Source organism: Flexithrix dorotheae DSM 6795 (assembly GCF_000379765.1).
Taxonomy (GTDB): Bacteria; Bacteroidota; Bacteroidia; order Cytophagales; family Flammeovirgaceae; genus Flexithrix; species Flexithrix dorotheae.
Genome location: NZ_KB903430.1, coordinates 320,885 through 333,250 on the forward strand (window position 1 = coordinate 320,885; position 12,366 = coordinate 333,250).

Below are 12,366 nucleotides of genomic sequence, written 5' to 3' on the forward strand. Positions count from 1 at the left end.
GCACTCAAACAACCTTTGAAATAGATGTGGCAGCTTCTTTCAGGTATAAACAGCATTAAAGCTCAATCAGTTTTCCTTCCCACTTATTAGATTTTCCATTAAATCTACAAATAGTTCAGTATGTGGAAGAGGCGCATCATCATTAATAAGCAACTGCTTATGGTAAATTAAAAACCTTGGAATTTTGTCCATTTCCAACTGCTCTAAAAATTCTGAATGGGGCCCAATTCTAATATGCTCTTCTTTATCCATCATAAAATTAAGAATGGCATTTCTCCAAGAATCTACATCCTCATCTATTGAAACCATTAAAAATTTCACCCCTGAAGCGGAAAATTTTTCTCTATTGAATTTTGATTTATGAAATTCCAACATACATGGTCTACACCAGGATGCCCATAAATCTATCACCAAGATGGAATCAATGTTAGCAATAAGGCTATCCAATTTGTTTTCCTGTTTTAAAATATCTTTAGCAATTCCTTCCTCAAGTGCACTCATTTTTTCAAACTGATCGGTTAAAGTAAGATCTGTTTTAAGATCCCAGGCTAAGGAATCAGAGATAGAAGCATCAAGCCTTGGAGCATATTGACTCCAAAAAGATTTATTATAAGGAATAGAAGCGAGATAGTTTCGGGTAATATTGGTCTGGTTAATATTCTTCTGCCTGCCAAATTCTATGTGATTGACCATTAGGTCAATATTTGTAGTGTGACCATTACAATCTTTATGAAAACTTGAAATCACGCACCTGGAATGAAAAAGTCCATATTTTCCATTGTATTTTCTATAAGTAACAACTTGATCAACCTTAGTGTACAAATCATTAGAACTCGCTGTACTTTCAAATTTTAATATGGCAAAATCTGTGGAATTAATATAGAAATAGCCAGAATACACAACATCTTCAATCTTATTGGATTTATGATCAGATGTAGAAAGCATTTGATAACCAATTTTATACACCTCCGATCCATCCATTTCAATTAAACCTTCCCATTTGAAATCAAAGTATTTTTTTCTGGTATTCACAAAATTTTCAAAACCTTTTAAAAGACTGATTATTTTTTTCTTACTTCCTGAGTGTTGTTTCAAAGCAGCAATATCACCTTTAAGAACTACATCTAAAGCCATAGGAGAATGCCACCCTTTCATCATATTAGATTGATCAAAACTTCTCCGCAGTTCATTCACTTCAAATTTATCCTTATTATGCTCATACTGCTCAATTTTGCCATAGCCTTTTTTCTTATAAACATTTATTTGTGCATCTATCATTCTACAATACTTATCGTTATCCTTGCAGGTATGTCTGTAAAATGTTTTTAATAGGACAGGTTCCTTAATATAATTCTTTTTAATGTTTTTGAACGCTTTTTTTACAATTGCTTCTGGTGCTAAAGTGTTGGCAACAATATCCATTTCCTTAAGCATAATTGCAGAAGGCTTTAACAAAAGGTCAATATTTTCGCCCTCAAAAAAAATAGTTTTTGACTGATAACCTATAGCACTTATTTGAAGTTGAATATCCTCCTGAATAGGAATATACATCAGAAAACGTCCTTCCTCATCAGCCACAGTTCCATAATTACTCCCTTCTAGGCTAATATGTGCAAATGAGACAGGACTTTTGGTTTCTTCACTTTTAATGCCTCCTGAAATTTTAACCTTTTCCTGGGCGAATACCTGGGTACAGTTAAACAGGAAAACACAGTGAAAGAGCAGTATTTTCGAATACATAATTCAGTTGAATTTAAGGAATTATTTCCGTTAAAAATCAATTCAAAGTACCTCAGCAAAAACTGGTAGTTGGTTAATCCTATGGTAGCTTTTTGTGGTGGTATTGTAGCTTAAGAAAATATGGTCAACTCCATTGGTAACACAAGTAAATGGAGCCTGGTAAGTCTGATTGTATGCCATAGTTTGTCTAAGCACTGCCTCATTTATTTTAATATGCGGAGCTTTACATTCTACCAAAAGAAATGGTTTTCCATTACGTCCATATACTACCAAATCAGTCCGCTTCTTTAAAGTATTGTATTGATGCCCTTTTTCAATCTGGATTAGACTTTTCGGATAATCTTCTTTCAATAAAAAATGAATAAAATGCTGCCTTACCCATTCTTCCGGAAAAAGTAGCACATATTTCTTCCGAATGATATCAAGGATGTAAATCTTTCCTTCTCTTTTTTGAAGTTTGTGGTCAAATGTGGGTAAATTAAGTTTCAATTTTGGTAGCTGAATAAAAATGAAGCCATCAAATTGCGTAAAAATATTGGGTATTCCAAAAAATATCTATACCTATTATCCTAAAACCGCAAAGTAGTTTTTTCCCAAGAGCATAGTTAAATTTAAAATCACTGAATTTACATTTTGGAAAAAATTTGATAACATTTAATTCTTAGATTTACAGCAAAAATATAAAGTACCAATAGTAATTTATTTTGAGTGATATCATCTCATTGTCAAACAATTAAATCTCAATTGAATCATCACATTATGTCCAACCACTTTCCAATGCTCAAAGCACTCCTATTAATTGTTTTATACTTTTTTTCCGAGCTTCCTTTCCTCCAGGCACAAACTCACATAATTCCCCTGTCCAATGCCCATTCCCATAATGATTACCATCAAAAGGAACCCCTTTTCGGAGCCTTAAAAAATGGATTTTCCAGTGTAGAAGCTGATGTGTTACTAATAGATGGGGAGCTTTATGTAGCCCATGATAAACCTGTGGGTAAAAATAACCTGCCGACCCTGGAAGACCTTTACCTGAAACCTCTTTCTCAAAGAATTACCTCAAATAATGGAGAGGTTTACCCAAATGATAAAGGGGTATTTTATTTGATGATCGATTTTAAAACAGATGCTGAAAAAACCTATCAAAAACTGGAAGAAATCCTGGAAAATTATGCACCTATTTTAACAAAGTGGGAAAATGGAAAAAGAGTTAGTGGACCTGTAGAAATTTTCATATCCGGAAATCGCCCTATAGAAACTGTTTCCAGTCAAAAAAACAGGATGGTTAGTCTGGACGGGAGACCATCAGATCTGGGTAAAAATATTAGTCCGGAACTAATGCCGGTAATCAGTCAGAATTTCAACCAGATATTGAAATGGAATGGCAAAAAGGAAATTAAGGAAAAGGAACTAAATAAGCTGAAAACTTTGGTAAAACAGGTTCATGAAGAAGGAAAAAAACTAAGGCTTTGGGCCTCCCCCGATCATCAACAAGGATGGATGTTACTTTATTCTGCTGGGGTGGACCTCATCAATACAGATGATCTGGAAGGATTGAGCGAATATTTACGGACTCAAAAAAACGAATAAGGGAAACCTCTAAAGGGGAATCCCTTATTTTTAAAATTCAGGCCTATATCAGTGAAATAAAATTACTCTTCCACTTCTACAACCATTTCAATTTCTACGGCAATATTTCCCGGAAGTGAACCCATTCCCACAGCAGCCCTGGCATGTTTACCCTTTTCCCCAAAAATTTCCACCATCAAATCGGAATAGCCATTAATTACTTTGGGCTGGTCCACAAAATCAGGAGTAGCATTTACCATTCCGGTAACTTTTACAATCCGTTTCACCTTACTCAAATCTCCCAAAGCCTCCTTCAAAACAGCAATCTGCTGAATGCCAGTAAACCTTGCCGCTTCATAACCCTGCTCTATAGTCAGGTCTTTTCCCAGTTTTCCGACTATATTTTTTCCATCAGGTTTTTTAGGGCCTTTTCCCGATAAAAAAATTAGATTTCCGGTTTTTACATAATTCACATAATTAGCCACCGGCTTTCCGGGTACCGGCAAAGTAATACCGGCCTTTTCAAGTTTTGATTCTGGCGTCTCCGTTTGTGCAAACAGATTTACCATAAAAAGAGAAAGAACAACCGGGAGTAAGAAATACTTCATCATCATTAACAGGTTTTGTGCATGTGTTTTAAAATAAGGCTAAAGTTAGCCATCACAATTAATAATTGTAATAAGCCAAAAGTCTTAGATTTTAAATAATTGGTATTCTCCACAACTCTCCATTCCTGATAAAAGACAAAAGGCTCTGGAAATAATATTCCAGAGCCTGAGCTCATCTCTCAACATACTGTATCTCCTACCCTACTCACTATAATTTACAGAATAAACTTCTGTAAACTTTTCCTTCGAAGGTTTGGCTTTATCTCCCCATTGCACCTTAATTTTCACAATATTATGCTCCTCCATTAATTTTCTTTCCTCCTCATTAAGCGCAAAAGTGAACTGGTAAATCAGTTTGCCATTCTGCTCCTCCGGATAGGCATAAAAATCCTTCACAATCACCTTTCTATCCTCCAGCATAAGGGCAATTTTGTTCCCTTCAATGGCTCTCCCATAATACTTATCCGATTGATTAGATGACATTTCAAAAGAAACAAATACCCACTCTCCCGATCGCTCCACTCCCCCTTTAATTACAGGGTTATATTTTTCATCAATGTTGGTATAGTTCACCTTAAAATCCTGGGCCATTACCACGGGCTTACCCAACCCTAGTATAAGTAAAAACATCATTCCCAAAAGACCTACTAATTTTCTTGTTTGCTGTTTATTTCTAATATTGAACATAGCTGTGAAATTTTGTAAAACATTTGATTTTGACTTTTGCCAAATGTGGCACTAGTTGCTAATTGTTATTCAAAACAAGTGTGTAAGCGTTCAATAAAATATTTATTCGCAGTGAAGGGGAATATTTAGGAAGTGGGAGGAAATAAAGTAAGATTATAATCGATTTATTTTCAGAATATTAGCGAATACTCATCGCCTTAATAAGTTCGGTATGCTGAGGAAAAAGTTCTATTAATTCCTTTTCCTTTCCCAATTCAAAATCGGCAAAATCGAATCCTGGAGCCACAGTGCAACCTACAAGGGTAAAATTATCTGGCTCATTTACCCTTGCCCCAAACCATGCCCCTGCCGGAATAATACCCTGAAAATATTCTCCTTTTTCAATATCTGGTCCTACTATTACATGCTTTAATTTTCCATCGGGCAAAATCATATGGATCGTCACTGAAGAGCCAGCATAAAAATGCCAAATTTCGTCAGAGGCAATTCGGTGAAAAGCTGAAAACTCATTCCCTTTCAATAAAAAATAGATAGCAGTTGAAAAGGACCTGTTCCCTGTATATCGCTCGGGCAGTGCTTCTTTTTCAATTTCACCATCACTCCTATAAGTCTCTTTAAAATATCCTCCTTCCGGGTGGGCAATTAGTCCTAATTTTTCTATCCAAAAAGCAGCATCCATAATTTAAAATTCGAGTTTTCCTGAATGGGCAAATTAATTAACATTAGGTTTCTGACCTCAAGAATAAAACTTTTGGAAAGAAAGTCTATGTCTCAGCTATAAAAAATTAAAAATTTAGTTTTTAAAATTAAAAATCACTAAAGGAAAATAGGCATTTCTTAAATAATCTTTCAACAGACATTACAAATACATGAAAATTTCATCAATTTTAACAAAAAGAATTTTATACAAACAAATTACCACAACATACTATTATTACAGCATAAAACCATAAATACACAAAACTAAAACGCAGTTAAAAAAGTAATCACCAGACATACAACACTATTTTTAACAATAAATAATACATCACTTGGAACAATTAATCCCACTTAGAGATTATTATTTTGACTATTATCTATTATATTGTAGTAATTTCTTAAAGATTTTTTGTACGAAATCCAATCACCAACCTGCTTTAAGAATTTTTTAAGTTAGCAATTACCAGCATTTTTTGATCAGCAAGGACAAACCAGTTACTTATAGATTTATGGATTTTTAACTTTACTTAATTCAATGAGAAGAATGAAGACTTCAAGTGTAATTTTGGCCCTTAGTGCCCTCCTATTTTTAGGTTGTTCCAGTTCCAAAGACTACTTAATCGAATCAGACTACAGCTATCATGGAAAATTCAGAAAGTACAAAACTTTTACTTTCGTAGATCAAACCAGTTCTGATGAAGACAAAGCTATTTACAACCCTTTTATCGAAGATGCGATAAAGTATCGAATGAAATTACAGGGTTATAAATACACAGAAAAAAAGCCCAGCTTGCTAATTTCTTATAGAATGTTCTTTGATGATTTCGATTTTATGGGTTATAACCAGCCTGATATTGAATCATGGTCTAAAAGAGGCGATGAAGAAGAAGAATATGATCCAATAGAATATGGATTGAGAGAAGGAACCCTTTTAATATTATTGCATGACAGAAAGCAAAGGAGAGTCATTTGGCAGGGCTATGCAGCAGGTGTATTTGGAAACAAGGATTTTGATAATGAAAGGTATCTAAAAAGAGCTGTAAGATCGATTTTCGATCAATACAGATTTTTTGCAGATGGTTACATGGTAAAAAATCAGGAGGTTGAATAAAAAATTTCCTCTTTCCAATAGAATTTAATTATCCAGGCAGTGAAGAAAACTACACTGCCTTATTTTTTGATTTGATTTCATTCAGCCAGTAGAGCTGTCTTGAATTGTGCTTATTATTCCTTTTTATTTTTATTTCAAATGGTGTAATTTAGAAATAAACTTTCAGGAAATTATCAGTGCAAGAAAACAAAGAACTCCCACCAAAATATTATCTCACCTACTTCCAGGAGGTCATTTCATTCCTACAGGAAAAAAGCGATCATCTTATTTCCGAACCTGAATTTGATTTTATTAGTCGCTTTGAGCAATTGCAGGAAAATGCGCAATGTTTGTATTTGAGGTTGATGAACAGAAAAGGAATTTTCTTCCGTTTCGAAAAATTCAATTACCCTGAAATTAAAAATATACAAGAGGCACGCGATACCCTTTTCGCAAATGAATTTGCCAGCATTATTACCGAAGCACATGAGGATTACAAACTGGAAATCCTCAGGATTTTCAATAAAGGTGAGATAAACAAGATGCTTTCCATCACTGAAATTGAGCCAAAAAATTACAAATCATTAAGTAAAAATGAGCTACTGGAATTTGCTTTTAACGAACTTTCATTGTTGGATATCATAGAAGAGAGCCAACAGTTTGGACAGGTGATCAAACAAAATTTCATACAGGAAACCGAAATGCTGCTGTTTCTCTATTTTGGTTCGCTTCATGGAGAGATGACCAGTTTTGTAGTTAGAGATGTGGGAAACCTGAAATATGAATCTCTCAATCAGGATTTAATGACTTCTTATTTTAAGAACAGGAAGGAAGCTGAAGATAAATATGAAGTGAGTAAAACAGGACAGTTTATTCGGTTGATGATGGAAGAAGCCCCACCGGAAGAAGTTTATGAATTTACCTTTAACTGGCTTTCTGATCATAAGGAAATCTCTGAACTGGCCATGAACCGGTATAATAAGCTGGCAGCAAGGGTAGGAAGATGGCTGGAACAAAGAAAAATGTATAATGAGGCCATAAGTATTTATTCCTTCTCCCATGAACCACCATGCAGGGAACGAAAAGTCCGCATTCTTTACAAACTGGAAAGGTTTGAAGAGGCACTGGATATCTGCCTGATCATTGATGAAAGCCCTTTTAATGCCGAGGAAAAATACTTCTCACTGGATTTCAAAAATAAAATTCTCAATAAAAAGTCGAAGAAAATTGCCACATTGGTTAAAAATGAAGCTGAAACCATTTTTGTTTCTGATATTTTTAAAAATAAAGTAGAACTTGGTGTATTGGATTATTTTGAAGAGCAAGGTAAAAATGGTTTCTTTTCAGAAAATCATTTGTGGAGAAACTTATTTGGACTTATTCTTTGGGATGAGATTTTTGAAATGGACCAGGGACAACTTCACAATCCTTTTCAACGAGCTCCTTCCGATTTTTTCAAACCTACATTTTTAAAAAATCGGAGACAAAAAATCAAAAAAAAACTAGCTATCCTTCAAAATCAGGATGAAGCTTTGGCCTTAATCACCCAAACCTTTAATGAAAAACTAGGAGTAGTTAACCCAATGGTTAGCTGGAATGATGACACCCTGGCGATCATCAAAGCCCTATTAAGCATAGTAAAAAAACAGGCCATTGAAGCTGTATTGTTAAAAATGGCTGAAAACTTAAAGGAAAATACAAGAGGATTTCCAGATCTTTTCATTTGGGACGATGCAGGTTATTCATTTATCGAAGTAAAATCTCCAAATGATACACTTTCTTCCCAACAGCTTTACTGGCTGGAATTTTTTTCTGAGCAAAAAATAAAGGCAGGAGTATTAAATGTAAAATGGAAGAAATTCTAACTTTTCCTCATTTTAAGGGTTACCTTTCTCTAATTCACGGATGAAAGAGTAAACCTAATAGCAAGGTTTTATCTACATGTTAACTAACAAAGCACATCAAAACAACCAACTTTTTAATTTAAAATAGAAGATAAATTTAACTTATGAAACAAGTCCCAATCGAAAAAGCATTTTTTGGTTTATTCCAATTAGTTCAGCAGTAGAACCTGAACTCACCCATATTAAATTTTACAGATTTAATAGTGTAAGATTATGTTATAAAATGGTTGATCTTAAAAAGGTAAAAATTCAATAATCTGAATTCTAAATATTTGTAAACACCAGGAATTACCTGAAACCTTCTCAAATTAAAAACTCGTAAACTGGAATAAGAATAACAGCAGCAAAGATCAAATCACTGATATTCAATATGTTATTCATATTTTGTTAAAAGTTCAAATTTAAACTATAAAATTAAAGAAGATAAATCAGGAAATGGGCTACATTTTTACAAGTTTCAAAAACAATCAAATTCGCACCTTGGAAAGTATTAACAAAATAAGCCTTGGGAAACATTTGCAATGTAAGAATTAGATGATATTTTTACTTTTTTAATCAAATTATTTGTAAATTCCCTATTCACAATTTAGAGAATTATCCTTACTTAATTTCTATTATCATTTAACAATTGTTCAGCCAGACAATAACTTGAATAACTATTAATTTTAACTAATTTAATACTACTGATTGGTAATAAAACCTAAATAAATGTTGATTTTCGGTTAGGTAAAATTGCTTATTAATTTTTACATTATGAAAACACTTATTTTGAAAAGGAACATTGTTATAAACTTAACTTTGGGTTGCATTTTAACGCTGGCATTCACACTGGAAACACTTGCTCAAAGTCCAATGCTTTTTCGCAATGACGGCAAAACTTTTGCGCTAAAGGAATTAGATTTCATGTCGCATGGAGTTGAATATATTAAGGAAAATGACCCTGTAGAAGCCAAAAACAGTTGTCTTAATTTTGATATATTATTGCTTATTTATCCATTAGGAACTTATCATTATTATTCCAAGCCTCAGGATAAATTGGTAAATGTTGAATATTCCAATAGTAGGAATAATAAGATAGATAAAATAATTACCCGTGATGAAAGGGTCATTCCTGCCAATATCCTGGGTACAAATGGTGGCTCATATCAATACACAGATTTGAATACAGGGGAAGACGCTGTAATGAAACAAGATCAGGTATTAGCCATATTATTTAAGGATGGAAACTATAAATTCTTCTCTGACAAAGTTACAGTTGCTTCAGCACTCCAAAAAATCGCAGATCAAATAAATACATTTAATAATGCGATGGTGGGCACACAGGGAGGAAACCAGATTCCTACCATGCCAGAGGATAATCTGGAAGAAGAATTACCTGATTTTAACCGTCAACTTTTCAGAGATAAAGCGCTTTCAAAAACCAAGGAATTAGGCGACTATTTAAGCCTTATTTCCAATAAAAACACAAAATTCCAAAAGGCAAACGAGGCTATAGATGCTGCTGTAAAGTTATTTTTGAATGAGGATGCCATTATGGAGGTATCTTCTGTAAACCGGAGTGAAGTACAGAAATATAAAATCAGAAAGTATTTTGAAAGACTCAAACTACTGAAATATTCTGAAATAAAAATTACCTGGTCAAATATTTCTTATGTGAGTAATATAAAGAAGCATGAGGATGGTAACTATTATGGAATTGTAACTCTGGAACAAAAATTTGACGGATACAATTCCGATGGGCAGCTTGTCTATTCCGATGTAACCAAAAAGAATATGACCGTAATCTTAAAAACCTATGATAAATATGTTGTGGGGAAAAAAGAAACACACTGGGATGTATATCTTGGTGACATCGGTGTAGTAGTAACAAAATAGTTAACCAAACGACTTCTAATGAAATTCCTTTTTGTAATATTTATTGGACTATTCGCAATTCCAGCTGTGGCCCAGATTGGCAATGGGCTGGATGAAGAAAGGTTTGCCTTTGAGGTAAAACAAATTGATGAATTTTTTGAAAGATTCAACAATTCTGATAAAACCTTAATTGCAACATATATAAAAGAAAATTTTAATGGGCATGAAGTTACCAGAGATGAATTGATAAACTCTCTTTTTAATATGCAGGATAATTCATGGAATAAGGATGAAAAAAATGAATTCATAGCTTTGGTTAATTCCAATCCTTATTTTCTTAGCTTTTATGATCCAAATTGGTTTGCGGAGCTTAATTGTACTGTCGATTATAAGGGGCAATCATATCCTCTGCAAATGATTATGAAGGTGGAATATTCACCTGAAACTGAATCAACCAAATGGGTTATTTCAGCTGTTAAGGGCGATTTCCTTGAACCTCCTTTTAGTACAAATAAATCCAAATCACTAAACCCTGCAAGCCATGGTACAAACTTCATTTCACTTGACCGAGCGTTTATTGATACTTCGAACATCAGAAATTATGTCAGTAGCGATTTTCAGGCGGACCAACTATCTATATTCTTAAGCTTACTTCCATCAAAATCTCTTGTTTTCAAACAGGTAGACAAAATCACTTACCACTTTCTACAAGTTAATGGATGGGTTTTTACCGTAGAAAATTTTGAGAGAAGAACTAAAAACTCAGGTTGGCTAATTAGTAAATTAAGAAAAATGGACGATTCGCAGAAAGAAAGCTACAAATTGAAAGCTTTAAATTTAAATTAACCTGTGAAAAACTATATTTTTCTTTTCGCCATTGCCTTTTTTGCACCGTACTTTTCAGTTTTTAGTCAGGAACTTTCCGAAAGTGATCAGAAAGAAATAAAATTTCTGTCAGAGGGATTTGTAGGAGAGTTTGAATTACTATTAAATCTTCTGAACGACCCTGATTTAGGAGAATACCAGAAGAAAGAGATTGCAGAAAACAGTTATAATCCTAAATCAGGAAACCGGATTTTCAAAGATGCTGATGTGATTATTGAGGACGACATTGATCCCAATAATACAAGTTTTGAGAATGTAAAGGATTTAAAAGTAAAGAGGTATTTAAATGACTATGAACTCTTCTATGAAAAGAAAAGCGAAAATTCAGTTGAATTCTCAGATATCACACTTTTCAGTGTAAAACAAGATGAATATGTTTATACTGAAGTTTATTTTAAAAGTAAATTTAACAGTAAACATAGGATAAAAAACATTTCTTATACGCAAACTGAAAGGGTTGCTACGATAAAAGCAGAAAGAATCAATAATAAATGGGTTCCTTTAATTGTAAGTGTAGTCTTTTATAATCCTGCCCTTCATATAAATGAGGAAATTAAAAAAATTCCTCTGGATATCCCCAAAAACATAATGGCTAATAAACAGGAAATCTATCAATTAGGGATTTCATGGACGCCTATTGCCAATAAAGTGGATTCAATTACTTATGAGGTTTATATGAACGATAAGTTAATTGGAGTAACAGGAAATGAATTTTTTGATATTTCTGATCTTGAAGCAGACTCTGAATACCGTTTTCACATTATAGCCAAGGAGGAAAAAACTGGTCGTGTATCTGAAAAAAGTGACATTACACCTATTAAAACCCTACCTAAACCTCTGGTTCAGAGCTATTCTTTTACAGAAATAAAAGGGAAATATGTAAAAGGGAAAAGTTACAATATTACCTGGGCAAATAGCCTAAGTGGAATTGGAAGTAAATTAGAAATTTTACAAAACGGAAGGCTTGTCAATACCATTTCCAATAATGATCCGGATGGATCTTTCAGTTGGAGTCCGGATTTATATAATGCAGGCACCGGCTACCAGTTTAGAGTAAGTGATCCTCAGGATTCTAGAAACAAGGCTATCAGTAAGGAATTTAAAATATCCAGAAAAGTACCTTTATGGTTAAAAGTTGCTCCTGTAATTGTGGCGGGTGCCGTTGTTGGAGTTTTGGTAGCTGGAGATTCCGGTGATGGTGATAAAAAGGATGAACCAGGAGGAAACACTGGAAATTCCATTTTGGCTGAGCCTGGGAAGCCTTAATATATATCCATATCAATTCAGCAAATCTTTCGGCCAATTAAAGCCATACGAATAGCATTTTACA

General features: G+C 33.7%; 11 protein-coding genes. 6 read left to right on the plus strand and 5 right to left on the minus strand.

Annotation, left to right across the window (positions count from 1 at the left end; translation table 11 throughout):
• Window positions 1-66: 66 nt before the first annotated feature.
• Complete coding sequence (locus A3EM_RS0101330) at window positions 67-1,740, minus strand: carboxypeptidase-like regulatory domain-containing protein (RefSeq protein ID WP_020526355.1); 1,674 nt, start codon at window positions 1,738-1,740, stop codon at window positions 67-69.
• A 42-nt stretch (window positions 1,741-1,782) separates the two neighbouring features.
• Complete coding sequence (locus A3EM_RS0101335) at window positions 1,783-2,229, minus strand: type I restriction enzyme HsdR N-terminal domain-containing protein (RefSeq protein ID WP_020526356.1); 447 nt, start codon at window positions 2,227-2,229, stop codon at window positions 1,783-1,785.
• A gap of 270 nt (window positions 2,230-2,499) precedes the next feature.
• On the opposite strand from A3EM_RS0101335, the gene A3EM_RS0101340 reads away from it, so the two are divergent.
• Window positions 2,500-3,330, plus strand: a complete 831-nt coding sequence (locus A3EM_RS0101340) for a phosphatidylinositol-specific phospholipase C/glycerophosphodiester phosphodiesterase family protein (RefSeq protein WP_020526357.1) — start codon at window positions 2,500-2,502, stop codon at window positions 3,328-3,330.
• Window positions 3,331-3,392: 62 nt separating this feature from the next.
• Here A3EM_RS0101340 and A3EM_RS0101345 read toward each other — a convergent pair whose 3' ends face one another.
• The 3 genes from A3EM_RS0101345 to A3EM_RS0101360 form a co-directional block, all read right to left on the minus strand.
• Window positions 3,393-3,923 carry a RidA family protein gene (locus A3EM_RS0101345; RefSeq protein ID WP_020526358.1) on the minus strand — a complete coding sequence of 177 codons (531 nt, stop codon included), beginning with the start codon at window positions 3,921-3,923 and terminating at the stop codon, window positions 3,393-3,395.
• A 195-nt stretch (window positions 3,924-4,118) separates the two neighbouring features.
• Entirely contained in the window at window positions 4,119-4,604 is a 486-nt protein-coding gene (locus tag A3EM_RS0101355) for a hypothetical protein (protein ID WP_020526360.1), read from the minus strand.
• Window positions 4,605-4,782: 178 nt separating this feature from the next.
• Window positions 4,783-5,283, minus strand: coding sequence for a cupin domain-containing protein (locus tag A3EM_RS0101360; RefSeq protein WP_020526361.1), 501 nt, complete (start codon window positions 5,281-5,283; stop codon window positions 4,783-4,785).
• A gap of 564 nt (window positions 5,284-5,847) precedes the next feature.
• On the opposite strand from A3EM_RS0101360, the gene A3EM_RS41160 reads away from it, so the two are divergent.
• The 5 genes from A3EM_RS41160 to A3EM_RS0101385 all read left to right on the plus strand — a co-directional run bounded on the left by A3EM_RS41160 (window position 5,848) and on the right by A3EM_RS0101385 (window position 12,302).
• Window positions 5,848-6,414, plus strand: a complete 567-nt coding sequence (locus A3EM_RS41160) for a DUF4136 domain-containing protein (protein WP_020526362.1) — start codon at window positions 5,848-5,850, stop codon at window positions 6,412-6,414.
• Between the two features lie 176 nt (window positions 6,415-6,590).
• On the plus strand, window positions 6,591-8,258 hold the full coding sequence (locus A3EM_RS41165; protein WP_020526363.1) for a VRR-NUC domain-containing protein: 1,668 nt from the start codon (window positions 6,591-6,593) through the stop codon (window positions 8,256-8,258).
• A gap of 792 nt (window positions 8,259-9,050) precedes the next feature.
• The gene (locus A3EM_RS45375; RefSeq protein WP_020526364.1) at window positions 9,051-10,172 is read left to right on the plus strand and encodes a hypothetical protein; all 1,122 of its coding nucleotides are present in this window, start codon (window positions 9,051-9,053) and stop codon (window positions 10,170-10,172) included.
• Window positions 10,173-10,190: 18 nt separating this feature from the next.
• Complete coding sequence (locus A3EM_RS0101380; RefSeq protein WP_020526365.1) at window positions 10,191-10,997, plus strand: hypothetical protein; 807 nt, start codon at window positions 10,191-10,193, stop codon at window positions 10,995-10,997.
• A gap of 3 nt (window positions 10,998-11,000) precedes the next feature.
• On the plus strand, window positions 11,001-12,302 hold the full coding sequence (locus tag A3EM_RS0101385; protein ID WP_020526366.1) for a fibronectin type III domain-containing protein: 1,302 nt from the start codon (window positions 11,001-11,003) through the stop codon (window positions 12,300-12,302).
• Window positions 12,303-12,366 lie beyond the last annotated feature (64 nt).